13 protein-coding genes and 1 pseudogene are annotated in these 15,727 nt (G+C 58.4%); 7 read left to right on the top strand and 7 right to left on the bottom strand.

What is annotated here, in order from left to right; translation table 11 throughout:
* The first annotated feature begins 55 nt into the window (after nt 1-55).
* The 5 genes from GTU79_RS11855 (at nt 56) to GTU79_RS11875 (ending at nt 4,865) form a co-directional block, all read left to right on the top strand.
* Nucleotides 56-595 carry a winged helix-turn-helix transcriptional regulator gene (locus tag GTU79_RS11855; protein ID WP_203521778.1) on the top strand — a complete coding sequence of 180 codons (540 nt, stop codon included), beginning with the start codon at nt 56-58 and terminating at the stop codon, nt 593-595.
* Complete coding sequence (gene fabF, locus GTU79_RS11860; RefSeq protein ID WP_132921985.1) at nt 588-1,859, top strand: beta-ketoacyl-ACP synthase II; 1,272 nt, start codon at nt 588-590, stop codon at nt 1,857-1,859. Before GTU79_RS11855 ends, fabF begins: the two co-directional genes overlap by 8 nt.
* 165 nt (nt 1,860-2,024) lie before the next feature.
* A complete protein-coding gene (locus GTU79_RS11865) occupies nt 2,025-3,113 on the top strand; it encodes an ABC transporter substrate-binding protein (RefSeq protein WP_203521777.1) in 1,089 nt (362 codons plus the stop codon).
* On the top strand, nt 3,100-4,107 hold the full coding sequence (locus GTU79_RS11870; RefSeq protein WP_132921983.1) for a FecCD family ABC transporter permease: 1,008 nt from the start codon (nt 3,100-3,102) through the stop codon (nt 4,105-4,107). Before GTU79_RS11865 ends, GTU79_RS11870 begins: the two co-directional genes overlap by 14 nt.
* Complete coding sequence (locus GTU79_RS11875) at nt 4,104-4,865, top strand: ABC transporter ATP-binding protein (RefSeq protein WP_203521776.1); 762 nt, start codon at nt 4,104-4,106, stop codon at nt 4,863-4,865. The genes GTU79_RS11870 and GTU79_RS11875 overlap by 4 nt, the downstream gene beginning before the upstream one ends.
* Here GTU79_RS11875 and GTU79_RS11880 read toward each other — a convergent pair.
* Nucleotides 4,804-5,613 carry a substrate-binding domain-containing protein gene (locus GTU79_RS11880; RefSeq protein WP_214513962.1) on the bottom strand — a complete coding sequence of 270 codons (810 nt, stop codon included), beginning with the start codon at nt 5,611-5,613 and terminating at the stop codon, nt 4,804-4,806. The two genes, GTU79_RS11875 and GTU79_RS11880, sit on opposite strands and share 62 nt — an antisense overlap.
* Before the next feature lie 235 nt (nt 5,614-5,848).
* Here GTU79_RS11880 and maeB point away from each other — a divergent pair, with 235 nt between their 5' ends.
* Nucleotides 5,849-8,128: an NADP-dependent malic enzyme gene (maeB, locus tag GTU79_RS11885; RefSeq protein WP_214513963.1), complete on the top strand. Its 2,280-nt coding sequence runs from the start codon at nt 5,849-5,851 to the stop codon at nt 8,126-8,128.
* Between the two features lie 601 nt (nt 8,129-8,729).
* The gene (locus GTU79_RS11890) at nt 8,730-10,181 is read left to right on the top strand and encodes a metal-dependent hydrolase family protein (RefSeq protein ID WP_203521773.1); all 1,452 of its coding nucleotides are present in this window, start codon (nt 8,730-8,732) and stop codon (nt 10,179-10,181) included.
* Between the two features lie 147 nt (nt 10,182-10,328).
* On the opposite strand, the gene GTU79_RS31110 is transcribed toward GTU79_RS11890, so the two are convergent.
* The 6 genes and pseudogenes from GTU79_RS31110 to arcA all read right to left on the bottom strand — a co-directional run bounded on the left by GTU79_RS31110 (nt 10,329) and on the right by arcA (nt 15,649).
* A complete protein-coding gene (locus GTU79_RS31110; RefSeq protein WP_338091475.1) occupies nt 10,329-10,613 on the bottom strand; it encodes an arginine repressor in 285 nt (94 codons plus the stop codon).
* Nucleotides 10,614-10,642: 29 nt separating this feature from the next.
* Nucleotides 10,643-10,822, bottom strand: a complete 180-nt coding sequence (locus GTU79_RS31115; protein ID WP_338091476.1) for an arginine repressor — start codon at nt 10,820-10,822, stop codon at nt 10,643-10,645.
* Nucleotides 10,823-10,942: 120 nt separating this feature from the next.
* Nucleotides 10,943-12,427, bottom strand: a complete 1,485-nt coding sequence (locus tag GTU79_RS11900) for a basic amino acid/polyamine antiporter (RefSeq protein WP_203521772.1) — start codon at nt 12,425-12,427, stop codon at nt 10,943-10,945.
* On the bottom strand, nt 12,420-13,442 hold the full coding sequence (gene argF / locus GTU79_RS11905) for an ornithine carbamoyltransferase (protein WP_203521771.1): 1,023 nt from the start codon (nt 13,440-13,442) through the stop codon (nt 12,420-12,422). Before argF ends, GTU79_RS11900 begins: the two co-directional genes overlap by 8 nt.
* A gap of 51 nt (nt 13,443-13,493) precedes the next feature.
* Nucleotides 13,494-14,405, bottom strand: coding sequence for a carbamate kinase (locus tag GTU79_RS11910; protein WP_203523090.1), 912 nt, complete (start codon nt 14,403-14,405; stop codon nt 13,494-13,496).
* Between the two features lie 25 nt (nt 14,406-14,430).
* A pseudogene (arcA, locus tag GTU79_RS11915) lies at nt 14,431-15,649 on the bottom strand (arginine deiminase).
* Between the last annotated feature and the right edge of the window lie 78 nt (nt 15,650-15,727).

Here is a 15,727-nt window from a genome sequence, read left to right on the forward strand (position 1 = left end):
TGATTATAGTTACTGAGGATTGCGTGTTAAACCCGCTGATAACCATCAGGAAAGTATGCAAAGAACCCATTTTGACCATATGGCTTGTCCCATAGCACAATCCCTGGAACGGATAGGCGAGTGGTGGAGCATGTTGATCGTGCGGGATGCCTTTCGCGGTTTGACCAAATTCGATGAATTCCAGCATAGCCTGGGGATATCCCCCACCATGCTGACCCGGCGGCTCAATACGCTGGTGCGAAACGATATTATGTTTAAGCAACCCTACCAGACGCGGCCGGTCCGCCATGAATATCTTCTGACCGAACGCGGATTGGCGCTGTTTCCGGTGCTGATTTCACTGCTGGACTGGGGTAACCGCTTGTTAGACGACGATCGGATCGCTATCGTGCCGGTGCATCGCCACAGCGGCAAAGCGGTCACGCCGCAAGTGATTGACAGGCAGAGCGGCGAGCGGCTCACCTATCATAATGTCAATATTATCACCACCGCGCGTTGCGCCGGAACGGGCAACAAGCCGCAGCGTGACGCGCATCGGGAAATTTCCGCTCCTTACCAACATCAACAACCCTATAACAGGACAGGCAATGAATAAGCGTCGAGTAGTGATCACCGGCATGGGTGCCGTATCGCCGTTAGGCTGTGGCGTAGAAACCATCTGGTCGAGGTTGCTGGCCGGGCAATCGGGGATCGGGCCTTTGCCGGAAGAAATGGTCGCGCTGCTGCCGGTGAAAATAGGCGGCCAGGTGCCGACGTCGGAACAGGATCCCGAAGCGGGTTTGTATCCGGATCGGTACGTTCCGCCGAAAGATCAGAAAAAAATGGACCGGTTTATCCTCTTCGCCATGGCGGCGGCGGATGAAGCTCTCCGTCAGGCCGGCTGGACGGCCGATACCGATGAACGTCAGGAGCGTACCGCCACCATTATCGCCACCGGTATCGGCGGATTCCCCGCCATCGCCAATGCGGTGCGCACCTCGGATAACCGCGGGCCAGGGCGGCTCTCTCCCTTTACCGTTCCGTCGTTTCTGGCCAATCTGGCCGCCGGACATGTTTCCATCAAGCACCATTTCCGCGGACCTATCGGCGCGCCGGTCACCGCCTGCGCGGCCGGTGTGCAGGCTATCGGCGACGCGGTTCGCCTGATTGCCAACGATGAGGCGGATATCGCCCTGTGCGGCGGGGCCGAAGCGGCCATCGATACCGTAAGCCTGGGTGGATTCGCCGCCGCCAGGGCGGTCTCCACTCACTTTAACGACGCTCCGGCCGCCGCTTCCCGTCCTTTTGACCGGGATCGCGACGGTTTTGTCATGGGCGAAGGGGCGGGTCTGCTGGTGGTGGAAGCCCTTGACCATGCCCTGGCCCGTGGCGCCACGCCTCTGGCGGAAATAGTGGGTTATGGCACCACCGCGGACGCCTATCATATGACCTCCGGCGCGGAAGACGGCGACGGCGCTTACCGGGCAATGAAAATCGCCCTCAAGCAGGCCGGCGTCTCGCCCCAGCAGGTGAGGCATTTAAATGCCCATGCCACCTCGACCCCGGTGGGGGATTTGGGCGAAATCAACGCCATAAAACATCTGTTCGGTTTGGGTTCGGCACTGGCCGTCACCGCCACCAAATCGGCAACCGGCCATTTGCTCGGCGCCGCCGGCGGCCTTGAGGCCATTTTTACCGTTCTGGCCTTGCGCGATCAAATCGTTCCGGCCACCCTTAACCTGGAGAATCCGGACCCGGCCACCGAAGGTTTGCATCTGGTGCGCAAAGAGGCGGAGCCTTATGAAATGACCTACGCCTTATCCAATGGCTTCGGTTTTGGCGGCGTCAACGCCAGCATCCTGCTGAAAAAATGGTCGTGATATCAGCTTTTCCCAGGGCGCTCCTGGCTTGGCGGCGATAATACCGCCCGCAACCAAGCGTAATCCGAATTGATGTAAATCAGGGGCGGGGGGGATGGCTGTTGTACCCCCCCCCCTATTGTTTTATATTTAGGCCTATATCGTTTAAAAAACCACCCCCCTCTTATGAACACGCCCCGTTTCGCCCGACAATTCTGTCTGCACATCCTGTTGTGTTTTTCGTTTCTTGCCGCCAGTTTCAGCGCCGTGGCGGATCGTGTCCTTACCGATCAGCTCGGACGCCAGGTGACCCTGCCCGATCGGGTGACGCGAGTGGTGGTGCTACAGCATCAAACCCTGAATCTGCTGGTGCAGTTGCACGCCGCCGATGATGTGGTGGGAATATTGTCCAGCTGGAAAAAACAGCTGGGCCCGGACTTCGTGCGTTTTGCTCCAAGGCTGGCCTCTTTGCCTATGCCGGGGGATTTGACGCAGGTGAATATCGAAAGTCTGCTGGCGGAACATCCGCAGGTGGTCTTCGTCGCCAACTATGCGCCGCCGGAAATGATCAAGCAGATTGAATCCGCCGGCATCCCGGTGGTGGCCGTCTCGCTGCGCAAGGATCGTCCCGGCGAACAGGACAAGCTGAATCCCGCCATGGCGGACGTAGAGCAGGCCTATAACGAGGGCCTGAAAGAGGGCATCCGTCTGGTGGCTGCGGTGGTTAACCGGCAGCCGCAGGGGGAGGCGATGATTGACTATGCCTTCCGCGCCCGCGAGGAAGTAGCCGGCCGGCTCAAGGATGTGCCCGCCGATAAGCGGGTGCGGGTGTATATGGCGAATCCGGATCTCACCACCTATGGCTCGGGAAAATACACCGGCCTGATGATGCAGCATGCCGGCGCGCTGAACGTGGCGGCGGCTACGGTAAAGGGTTTCAAACAGGTTTCCATGGAACAGGTATTGGCCTGGAACCCCCAGGTGATTTTTGTGCAGGATCGCTATCCGGAAGTGGTACGGCAAATCAACCGCGATCCGGCCTGGCAGTCTGTAGACGCCGTGAAACAGCACCGGGTATTCCTGATGCCGGAATATGCCAAGGCCTGGGGCTATCCCATGCCGGAAGCGTTGGCCATCGGTGAGCTGTGGATGGCCAAGCAGCTCTATCCGCAACGGTTCGCCGATGTGGATATGAACCGCCGGGCCGACGACTATTATCAGCGCTTTTACCGCATCCGCTGGTCGCCGCGCCAGGTGGACGATGCCGCCCGCTAACGGCCATGGCGCGGGGGTACAACCGGTACTGGCGGCCCTCACGCTCGTCATCGCCTTTCTCTCGCTGGGCATGGGGCAATACGCGCTTTCTCCGCTGCAGGTTCTAAGTGAACTGGCGTCGCCGTTTCATCACCATCAGGTGGCCGGCCAGATCATCTGGATGGTGCGCATGCCGCGTATCCTGACCGCCTGCCTGGCGGGCGGGGCGCTGGCGCTCTGCGGGGCCGCCCTGCAGGGCATTTTCCATAATCCGCTGGTGGATCCGCATATTATCGGCGTCAGCGCCGGCGCCGCGTTCGGCGGGACGCTGGCCATCCTGTTCGGACTGACGCCGCTGGCGTTGCTGGGGTCGGCGTTTGTATTCGGTTTATTGGCGCTGGGATCGGTATATGTGATTGCCGCCACCCTGGGGCGGGATAATCTGCTGATGCTGATTCTGGCGGGGATTATCCTGAGCGGTTTTTTTTCGGCATTGGTCAGTCTGCTGCAATACCTGGCCGACACGGAAGAAAAACTGCCCAGCATCGTGTTCTGGCTGCTGGGGAGCTTCGCCACCGCCGATTGGCATAAGGTGCTGATGCTGGCGGTACCGGTGCTGCCGGCGGGTTTACTGCTGCACCGCCTGCGCTGGCGGGTTAATATTCTGTCCCTGGGGGACAGGGATGCCGCTTCTTTGGGCATGTCTGTTGCCAATCTCCGCCGCGGGGTGCTATTGCTGTGCGCGGTGCTGGTAGCGGCGCAGGTATCGGTGAGCGGCAGCATCGGCTGGATCGGCCTGGTGATTCCCCATCTGGCCCGCCTGCTGGCGGGGGCGGATCATCGCCGTTTGTTGCCTACCGCTTTCTGGCTGGGGGCCGGCTTTATGATCCTGGTGGACGATGCGGCGCGAACCCTGAGCCAGGCTGAAATCCCCCTGGGCATCATCACCGCCCTTATCGGCGCGCCGCTGTTTGCCTGCCTGCTGGTACGGGATAATCGCCGGAGGCATCAATGAGGGAGATTACCCTTGCTACCCGGCAACTGCTGTACGGCCATGGCGAGGCGCTGTGTGATCCGCTTGATTTCGCCTGCGCCGCCGGTGAGGTTTGCGCGGTGCTGGGGGCGAATGGCCGGGGAAAAACCTCTTTGTTACAGACCCTTATCGGCACGCTGCCGGCCCTGGGCGGAACGGTGCATTGCACCGGCGGCATCGGCTTTGTGCCGCAGGAGTTCACCTCGGCCTTCGCCTACCGGGTATTTGATATCGTGCTGATGGGGCGGGCGGCCCAGGTGGGGTTGTTGAGAATGCCGGACCGGCGGGACGATAGCATCGTCCGTGAGGCGCTGGAAGCCCTCCATATCGCTCCCCTGGCCGATCGGCCGTTTCACTCCCTTTCCGGCGGCCAGCGGCAACTGGTGCTGATGGCCCGGGCGCTGGCGACCCAAGGCCGCCTGCTGGTGCTGGATGAACCCGCTTCGGCCCTGGATCTTTTCAATCAGCAGGCGGTGCTGCAACTGATTCGCCGCCTCGCCAGGGAGCAGGGGATAAGCGTTCTGTTCACCACCCATGACCCGTCCCATGCCGCCCTGGCGGCGGATAACACCCTGCTGCTGCTGCCGCAAAGGCAATGGCTGTTCGGCGCCACCGGCGAGGTGCTTGGCGAGGAGAATCTGCAGCAAGCCTACGGCGTGACGGTAAAACAGATCAACGTTACCCACCAGGGCCGGGATTATTCCCTTCTGGCGCCGTTGTTTGATGTGCCCAAGCGGTAGCGGCGTTAACCTCGGGATTCAACTCTGGGATAACAGGCATAAAACCCGCCGCCAGCAGCTGCTTTTGTCCCGCCGGAGAAAGGATATATGCCGCCAGCGGTTCGGCGGCGGCGGTGCCCACCCCCAGGGAATAAAGCGCCCGCACGTTGAATTGCGCCGGGATCTCCACCACCCGCAGCAACGGATCTTGCCCAAGCAGCCGGGCGTAGTGGGCGTAACCGATAAAGATATCCGCTTTGCCTTGATGAATCAGCCAGCCGGCGGCAATGGCGCCTGCCGGCAGCGGGGGAGAATCGGCGCCGCCCACCAGTTGCCTGGCCCGCGCTTTAAGCACCCCGGCGCAGGGCGGCAGCAGCGGGGCGATATTATCGAACAGTTGCCAGGTATAATCTCCCGACGGATCGCAGCCGGGGGTGGACATGCCGATAATCAGAATGGGATTGCCCAGCAGCGCCAGCCAGTCCGCCCCCAGTGTCGCCGGCGTATTGCGCACCGTCAGACACAGCCGGTTGGCGATAAAGGGCTGCACCCGCAATATCCGGCCCGCCGCCAGCAGCCGCGGCGGATGGGGGGTATTGGGGGAAGGGAAGAGATCGCAGGGCGCTCCCGCCTCGATGCGCTGGCGCAGCAGGCCGGCGGGGCCGTATTCCGCCTGTACCCGCTGCCCGGTTAAACGGGTATATTCCGCCAGTAAAGGCGTTAGCGCCGTGCGCAGACTGCCGGCGGCCAAAACGGTTAAACAGGTCAAGACGCGCTCCGGTAACGTTCCTCAAGGGTTAACAAAATATTATCAAATCCGCGCATGCAAGAAAGGTTTCCGGTGACGATCCGCTATCGGAAACGGGTAATTTCTTATAGCCGGACACATTCTTATTCAGACTATGCCTTGCTTCAAAGTTTGACTTTAAGCACAGTTTATACTGTCCGGGCGCAACATCGTTACATTCCTGTACAAGTTCTGCTAAGCCACAAGGAATCCTACAATGGATGAACAACTCAAACAGAGTGCTTTAGATTTTCATCAATTCCCACAACCAGGGAAAATACGGATTACCCCGACTAAACCGTTGGCTACCCAACGCGATCTGGCGCTGGCCTATTCACCGGGCGTTGCCGCCCCTTGCCTTGAAATCGCCGCCGATCCCCTTGCCTCCTATAAATACACCGCCCGGGGCAACCTGGTAGCGGTGATTTCCAACGGCACCGCGGTGCTGGGACTGGGCAACATCGGCGCGCTGGCCGGCAAACCGGTGATGGAAGGCAAAGGCGTCCTGTTTAAAAAATTTTCCGGCATTGATGTGTTCGATATCGAGGTTGATGAATCAGAACCCGATAAACTCATCGATATCATTGCCGCGCTGGAGCCCACCTTCGGCGGTATAAACCTTGAAGATATCAAGGCGCCCGAATGTTTCTACATCGAGAAGAAACTTCGTGAACGCATGAAAATCCCGGTATTCCACGACGATCAGCACGGTACGGCCATTATCTGTACCGCCGCGGTGATGAACGGTTTACGGGTGGTGGAAAAATCCATCAGCGACGTGCGCCTGGTGGTTTCCGGCGCCGGCGCCGCCTCCATCGCCTGTCTCAACCTGCTGGTGGCGCTGGGCCTGAAGCTGCACAATATCATCGTCTGCGATTCCCGCGGCGTGATCTATAAGGGCCGGGAAACGGACATGGCGGAAACCAAAGCCGCCTATGCCATCGAAGACAACGGCATGCGCACCCTGGCGGACGCCATTCACGGCGCCGATATTTTCCTCGGCTGTTCCGGTCCCGGCGTGTTGACCCAGGACATGGTGAAAACCATGGGCACCAAACCCCTGATCCTGGCGCTGGCCAATCCGGAACCGGAAATATTGCCGCCGCTGGCCAAAGCGGTGCGGCCTGATGCCATTATCTGTACCGGCCGCTCCGACTATCCCAACCAGGTCAATAACGTCCTGTGCTTCCCGTTTATCTTCCGCGGCGCGCTGGATGTGGGCGCCACCACCATTAACGAAGAGATGAAGCTCGCCTGCGTGCACGCCATTGCCGACCTGGCGATGGCCGAACAAAGCGACGTGGTGGCCTCGGCCTATGCCGATCAGGATTTGACCTTCGGCCCGGATTACCTTATTCCCACTCCCTTCGATCCCCGGCTGATTATAAAAATCGCCCCGGCGGTAGCGAGGGCGGCGATGGATTCCGGCGTAGCCACCCGGCCCATTGAAGATTTCGATGCCTATGTGGAGAAACTCACGGAGTTTGTCTACAAAACCAACCTGTTTATGCGGCCTATCTTCTCCCAGGCGCGCAAACAGCCGAAACGGGTCGTGATGGCCGAGGGCGAAGACGAACGCGTCCTGCATGCCACGCAGGAACTGGTCACCCTGGGACTGGCCACACCTATTCTTATCGGCCGTCCGAGCGTTATCGAGATGCGGCTGAAAAAACTGGGGCTGCATATTACCGCCGGTAAAGATTTCACCGTGGTCAATAACGAGTCCGATCCGCGCTTCAAAGAGTACTGGGGCGAATATTACCAGATCATGAAACGGCGGGGCGTTTCTCCTGAACAGGCGCAGCGCGCGTTAATCGGCAACCCGTCCCTTATCGCCGCCATCATGGTGAAACGCGGCGAAGCGGATGCCATGATTTGCGGTACCGTCGGCAGCTATCATGAACATTACAACGTGGTGGAATCGGTGTTCGGCTTCCGCGAGGGCGTCCACGTCGCCGCGGCGATGAACGCCTTGCTGCTGCCCAGCGGCAATACTTTCCTCACCGATACCTATGTGAATGACGATCCGACGCCGGAGCAGCTGGCGGAAATCACCCTGATGGCGGCGGAAACGGTGCGGCGTTTCGGTATTGAACCCAAGGTCGCGCTGTTATCCCATTCCAGCTTCGGCAGCTCCAATGCCCCCGCGGCATGCAAGATGCGTAAAACCCTTGAGCTGGTGCGGGAAAGAGCGCCGGAGCTGGAAATAGACGGGGAAATGCACGGCGACGCGGCGCTGGTGGAAAGCATTCGCCATGAGCTGATGCCCGACAGTCCGCTGAAAGGCTCGGCGAATCTCCTCATCATGCCGAATATGGAAGCCGCGCGCATCAGCTACAATCTGCTGCGCGTCTCCTCCTCGGAAGGCGTGACGGTGGGGCCGGTCCTGATGGGCGTGTCAAAACCGGTGCATATCCTTACGCCGGTGGCTTCGGGGCGGCGCATTGTGAATATGGTGGCGCTGGCGGTGGTGGAAGCCCAGACCGAGCTGCTGTAAACCGGCGTCGCCACCGGCGGTCCGGGCGCGTTACCTGCCCGGACCGTCCGGTGCCCGCGCGGGACTCGCGGGTAAAGGCGCTCTGATGAGTTTGTCCTATCTCAAATGCTGCAGTGATAAGCCATCACTGCAGCGCACTTTAATGACAATCCCAATGACCCCGCCGCCGACGCCGGTTTTAGCGCCGCTTTAAACCCTGTTATGACTGGCATCGTTATTTCCAAAACATAGACAAACGCTAATATAAATAAATGGGTCGCAATAGCATGACCTTGATTATCGAATCCAGGCCGAATAGCCAAGCCATATTACTATATATTGAAATTAAATTATTAAAATGACTAAACTATTATGGCAATGGTTTTAAAATAAAAGCGCAGCGTTGCTTATATTATAATATATTCTTACGCATTGTTTTTAAAAGTTTATTAACGTTGAGACGTGACGGCATCTTGCTCTTTCATATATTGCGCACCAGATCGCAAATATGGAATATGGCTAAAGCCGCATATAAAACAATGTGACATAATTCTTCAGACAATAGCGTATTTATTTCCCAGCCGGCCCACCGTCCCGATATAGATATCCTTAAGGATCAACCATGAGCTTAAATAGAAATAGCCACTCTAGCGGGTTGTCCGCCGTTTCGGCATATTGCGGCAATAGAATAAAAGGCCCTTGGTTAATCCTGCTGGGGATACTCTGTTTCTTTTCATATATCGCCTTGGCGGATGAAGGCGATTTCATCATGCCCGGGGAAGCCACGCCGCCGCCGGTCAATCACGAGGTGACCTTATTTCAGAATGTCCGCATCTTTGACGGTAAGAATACCGACCTTTCCGACCCTTCAAACGTGCTGGTGAAGGATGGCGTCATCGCGCGCATCTCCACCGACCCCATTGACGCGGACGGCGCCGACAATGCCCGGGTTATTGCCGGCGACGGACGCGTGCTGATGCCGGGCCTTATCGATGCGCACTGGCATGCGTTCATGGCGGCGACGCCGCAGATGATGCTGATGACCGCCAGTCCGGACTACCTGCAGCTGCGGGCGGCGCGGGAGGCGAGCGATACCTTGATGCGCGGGTTTACCACGGTGCGCGATCTCGGCGGCCCGGTATTCGGCCTCAAGCGCGCCATTGATGAAGGGATGATTGACGGCCCGCGCATCTACCCGTCCGGAGCCTTTATTTCACAAACGTCCGGCCATGGCGACTTTCGGTTCGCGTTTGAATTGCCGCGCCAGCCGGGCGGCCCGCTGAGTTTTTCAGAGCGTGAAGGCATCGCCGCCATTGCCGACAGCGCGGACGAAGTGCGCCTGCGGGCCAGGGAGCAACTGCGGCAGGGCGCCAGCCAGATCAAGCTGATGGGCGGCGGGGGCGTGGCCTCGCAGTATAATCCCCTTGAATCGGTACAATTCTCCGTGCCGGAAATCCGTGCGGCGGTGGAAGCCGCCAACGGCTGGGGCACCTATGTGACGGTACACGCCTATACGCCGGCGGCTATTCGCCAGGCGGTGGAAGCCGGCGCCAAATGCATCGAGCACGGTCAGTTGATGGACGACGCCACCGCCAAAATGCTGGCGGATAAAGGCATCTGGCTGAGCACCCAGCCGTTGCTCGATGACGAGGACGCCTCACCGCTGCCAACCGCCCTGTCCCGGCAAAAGGCCCAGCAGGTCTTTGCCGGCACTGACAACGCCTATATGCTGGCCATCAAATACCATATCAAGACGGCTTTCGGCACCGATTCGCTGTTCGACCCGCGGGTGGCCGGCCGCCAAGGGGCGATACTGGCTAAATTGGTACGCTGGTATACCCCGGCGGGGGTATTGAAGATGGCCACCGGCGACAACGGCGAACTCATGGCATTATCGGGAAATATCAACCCCTATCCCGGCCGGCTCGGCACGGTGGAGCAAGGCTCGCTGGCGGACCTGCTGCTGGTGGACGGCAATCCTCTGGATAATATCAAGCTTATCGAGGACCCCGGCAAAAACTTTGTCGTCATTATGAAGAACGGCCATATCTATAAAGATACGTTGCCGAAATAACAATGCAGGGTTCACCCGCCGGCGTCGCAGCGACAAATCTGCCGGAAGCAGATTTGAACGCCGCTGGCAGCGGTCCCGAAGGGGCGAGGCTCATGGATGAGCCGAGTATTACCAACGCACCGGCAACTTGAAGTATGGCGGGTATATTCATTCGCGGAAATCCCCATGCCCCAGCAGGCGGGAAATATGCTTATAGAGATGCAGCACCGAATAATCCCGCCGGGGGCTGACCCACACCGATGAATTGGTGGCCACGATGCCCAGGATCCCCGGCAGATTCTGCAAATCCAGCACCTTGGCGATGGCGCGGGCATAACCGGCAATGGTCAAAATCAACACGAAATGGGTGTTATGCTCCACGCCCAGCACCATGGAAGACAAAGGATTCTCGATGGCCGGCCTGGCCTGGTGGCGCTGGTCGAGGGTATACACCTTGATGCCCTTGGCGTTGCGTACCTTGGTTACCCCAGGCTTTTCAGTAAACGCGATACGCTGGATTGCCCGATACGGGTGTAGCCGGCCCGGATCATCTCACGGCGGATTTCATCTTGGGACGCGTAATTATTACTGCTGATCAATTGATGGCAGAGGTCAAGTTTTCGCTGTTCTTTCGCAGCTGAATCGGTGGATTTTTTTATCATGGATAGCCAGCCTGCACTGGAGGTTGAATGAGAAATCCATTGTTTAATCAATCTGCTGGGTAAGCAAATCAGCGAACCGATTTGCCTACCGGCTTAACATTTACGTCACGGTTCGGCGCGTCAGGAAACCAGCTGGATTTGCCCCTGGGCAATCATGACCAGGGTGAGGATCGCCAACAGCACCAGCAGCACCGCAATGACGATTTCAAACGGTTTAAACAGCAGCGGCGCGCCAAGGCTGCTTTTATGCCAGGCATACACCGCGATGCCCGGTACGAACAGCAGCGAGGAAAGCATCATTTGACCACCGGCGGCATAACACAGCCAGATGCCGTAAAGCGTACCGATCAAGGCCAGGATGATATCGCCGCCGCGGGATTCCCCGTCCTGGTAGCTCTCTCCCCGCCAGGCCAGCTTCAGTCCATAAGCGGCGCTGAATACATAAGGCGGCAGGATGGCGGCGGTGGCGATGGAAAACAGGGCCTGATAGCCGGCGCTGTAAAACAGGGTCAGCAGCAAAAACAGCTGGATCAGTCCGTTGGTGACCCACAATGCCGTTTCCGGCGAGTTATGGACGCCGGTTTTGCCGAAGAACCGCGGGAACATACCGTCTTTGGCGGCGACGTAGGGCAGTTCAGCGGCAAACAGCGTCCAGGCCAGCAGGGCGCCAGCCACCGACAAAATGACCCCCGCGGCGACAAACTTCGCCCCCCAGGCGCCGACAATATGCTCCAGCACGCCGGCCATGGACGGATTTTTCAGTTGTCCCAGCGCGGCCTGTTCCAGCACCCCCATCGACAGCAGGCTCACCAGCAGATAAATGGCCAGGCAACCCAATAGCCCCAATACCGTTGCCTTGCCGATATCGTTACGCCGCGCCGCGCGGGTGGACACCACGGTGGCCCCTTCGATGCCGATAAATACCCAGGTGGTCACCAGCATGGTGCTTTTCACCTGTTCGAACAGCGCCGGGTGCTGATTGTCCACCTGGATAAGCCGACCCCAGAAATCGCTGCTGAACACATCGAGGCGGAAGGCCACTACCGCTGCGCAGATAAAGACCATCAGCACCAGGACTTTCACCACCGTCAGGATAGTATTGATCAGCGCGGCTTCCTGTACGCCTTTCAGCACCAGGGTATGCACCAGCCACAACATAGCCGAGGCGCCCAGAATGGATTGCCAGTTATTGCCCAGCCCGAACACCGGGAAAAAGAAGCTTAGCGCGCTGAACATCAATACCGCATAGGAGACATTGCCGAGCCAGGCGGAAAACCAGTATCCCCACGCGGCTTGAAATCCGATGAAATCGCCGAAACCGGCGCGGGCGTAGCTGTATATACCGCCCTCCAGATCGGGCCGGCGGCGGTTCAGTAATTGAAAAATAAGCGCCAGGCAAATCATGCCCACCGCCGTAACGCCCCAGCCGATAAGCAGGGCGCCGGTGGAGGCGGAGTAGGCCATATTCTGCGGCAGGCTGAATACCCCGCCGCCGATCATGGAGCCGATAACCAGCGCCACCAGCGCGCTCAGGCCGAGCTTTTTCTCAGATATATTTTCAGCTGCGCTCAGGCCGTGTTTGTTATCAGAAGTATGTTCAGACATATAAACCTCCCGGGACGCCCAAGGTGGCCACCATCACCGCCTTGATGGTGTGCATGCGATTTTCCGCCTCATCGAACACAATGGAATGGCGTGATTCGAACACTTCATCGGAAACTTCCAGCCCTTTGAGCCCGTAGGTCTGCTCAATTTCGCGGCCGATAACCGTCTGCTCGTCATGGAAGGCCGGCAGGCAGTGCATAAATTTCACCTGCGGATTGCCGGTAGCGGCTACAACCGCCATATTCACCTGATAAGGCGTCATCAATGCCACCCGTTCGGCCCAGGTGTTTTTGGGTTCGCCCATGGAAACCCAAACGTCGGTATAGAGAAAATCCACCCCGGCCACGCCCTCGTCGATATGTTCGGTCAGCGTGATGGCCGCACCGGTATCCTTGGCGACGGCGCGGCACTGCGCCACCAGCGCTTCCCGCGGCTGGAAGCTTTTTGGCGATACCAGGCGGATATCCATGCCCATCTTCGCCGCGCCCACCATCAGGGAATTGCCCATGTTGTTGCGGGCATCGCCCAAATAGGCGAATTTGATCTGGTTCAGCGCCTTGCCGCCGGCGTGCTCCTGCATGGTCATCAGGTCCGCCAGGATTTGCGTCGGATGGAACTCATCCGTCAGCCCGTTCCACACCGGTACGCCGGCGTAACGCGCCAGCTCTTCCACAATCTGCTGTCCGTAGCCGCGGTATTCTATGGCGTCATACATCTTTCCCAGGACCCGTGCGGTGTCTTTCATCGATTCCTTGATGCCGATTTGCGAACCGGTGGGCCCGAGGTAGGTGACCTGCGCGCCCTGATCGAAGGCCGCCACTTCAAAGGCGCAGCGGGTACGGGTGGAGGTCTTTTCGAAAATCAGCGCAATGTTTTTGCCCTGGAGATGCCGTGGTTCGTCGCCGGCGTATTTGGCTTTTTTCAGGTTCGCCGCCAGGGTGAGCAGATACCGGATCTCCTCCGGGCTGTAGTCCAGCAGTTTGAGAAAATGCCGATGATATAAATTGACGCACATATTTTTCTTCCTTAAATAAATATCAGGCGGCGCAGCGGCCGCCGGTGGGGATTAATGCAAGGTAATCAGCGTGCCGGTTTCGCCGCGCATAATGGCGACGCCCTGTTCCATGGCGCCGATGCCGGCCGTGCCGCCGGTAGCGGTGACAAACTCGCAAACCGCCTGGATCTTCGGCCCCATGGAGCCCGCGGCAAAATGCATGGCCGACAGCTCCAGGGGCGTGCTGTGGCGCAGCGCGGTCTGGCGTGGCGTGCCCCAGTCGCGGTAAACGGCGTCGGCGTCGGTGAGGATCAGCAGCGCGTCGGCGTTGATCTGGCGCGCCAGCAGCGCCGCCGACAGATCTTTATCAATCACCGCTTCGATGCCCCGCATGCCTTCAGCGCCACGTACCACCGGAATGCCGCCGCCGCCGTTGCATATCACCAGATGCCCCTTGGCCGTCAGGGCGTGAATCGCCTCGCGCTCGATAATCTGTACCGGCCGGGGCGAGGGCACCACGCGGCGCAGGGCATTGCCGTCCGCTTTCATGGCCCAGCCGCGCGCAGCCTGCAGCGCGGCGGCCTGCGAAGCGGTATAAACCGGGCCGATGAACTTGCTGGGATTGAGGAAGGCGGCATCTTGCGGGTCTACCTCCACCTGGGTCAGCAGGGCGCTGATGGGCATATCCGGCAGGGCGTTTTTCAGCGCTTGCAGCAGCATGTAGCCGATCATGCCCTGGGACTCGGCGCCCAGTATGTCCAAAGGGTAGGGCGTCACCTCGGTAAAGGCGCTGTTTTGCAGCGCCAGCAGTCCCACCTGGGGACCGTTGCCGTGAACCAGGATCACCTGCCACTCCCCGGTCAGGGCGGCGAGGGTTTCGGCGGCGGCGGCCACGTTGCGTCGCTGAGTTTGTGCTTCCAGCGGCTCGCCGCGTCTCAACAAGGCATTGCCCCCCAGCGCCACCACCAGGGTCGGTTTAGTCATATTCATCTGTTTTGTCCTTAGGCGATCAAAGTCCGTCACGCTGCAGCGGGCAGCTCATGCAGCGGGCTCCGCCCCGGCCGCGGCCCAGCTCGTCGCCGGGAATAGTCAGCACGGTAATGCCGGCTTTGTCATATTTCTCGTTGGTATAGGTGTTGCGTTCATAACCGATGACCACGCCGGGCCGCACCGTCAATACGTTGTTGGCATCGTTCCACTGCTCGCGCTCCGCTTCGAACGCATCGCCACCGGTAGTGATAAGCTCGATAGGGTCCACCTGCAGTACCTGTTCCAAGGACCGTAAAAATAGCGGCTCTTCGGTCATCTTCAATCCGCCCCGGCCGTCGGGGTAAGGTTCCAATAGCCCTGTTCGGCCTTGATGACTTCGGGATAAACCGAGAATTTATTCATATCCAGGTGAGTCATAACCGTATCCAGGTGCATACATGAGCGGTGTTTGGGTAATTGCAGCGCCATAACCCGGTCGGCCTGATGATGTTTAAATAAGGAACGGGCCAGCAGTTCGACGCCCTGTGGCGTGGTACGTTCGGATAAACCGATTAATACCGCTCCCCGGCCAATGACCAATACATCACCGCCTTCAAGAGTGGCATTATCATAATTAATCCTTTCGTCATCGAAATATCTATAAAAGGATTGCCGGGCAAATAAAGGATGCCAGCGATAAATGGCACGCAAATTATTACTTTCCCGTCTCCTGGCCTCTTTAGCCATAGGGTTGATTGAGACGCCGTTATATATCCAGCAGGATGTGTCTCGAGTAAATAAATGATTCGGTAATGGCTTGATAATAAAATCAGTCGGGCTATGGCTATTTACCACCATATTGGTAAAGCCGGTGGGCACCTCCTGGTAGCTCAATCCGCCGGTAAGAATCCGCGCCAGTTCCCGGTCGGGCAGGGTACGCAGCCAATGCTGTATTTCCAGGGCAAACGACGGTCCCAGGCGGAAATCCGACACCTGAGTGGTCAATAGCCACTCCTTGGCTTCGTCGATAGCCAGCGTTTGAGCCAGCATATCGGTTAATAGTAATACCTCCACGTCTTCCTTTCGCAGGATGTCGGAAAAATATCATGCTCTTTTCCCGCGCGCTCAACAGACAGGACATCGTCAAATAATAATTCCTGGCAGTTGGATGGGGTTAAATGTTTCAGGCTTAAATTTGGTCGGTGCAGCAGAACACGACGGAGTCGTCCTATTTCAGAACCCACATAATGACTTTGCATGGTTAGTACCGCCTCTCACAGAATTAACAGGAGCAAAAGAGCGTAGGGTATCCCGCTCTCAAATAATCAATATTTGAA

Origin of the sequence: Sodalis ligni (assembly GCF_016865525.2) — a bacterium.
Taxonomy (GTDB): domain Bacteria; phylum Pseudomonadota; class Gammaproteobacteria; order Enterobacterales; family Enterobacteriaceae; genus Acerihabitans; species Acerihabitans ligni.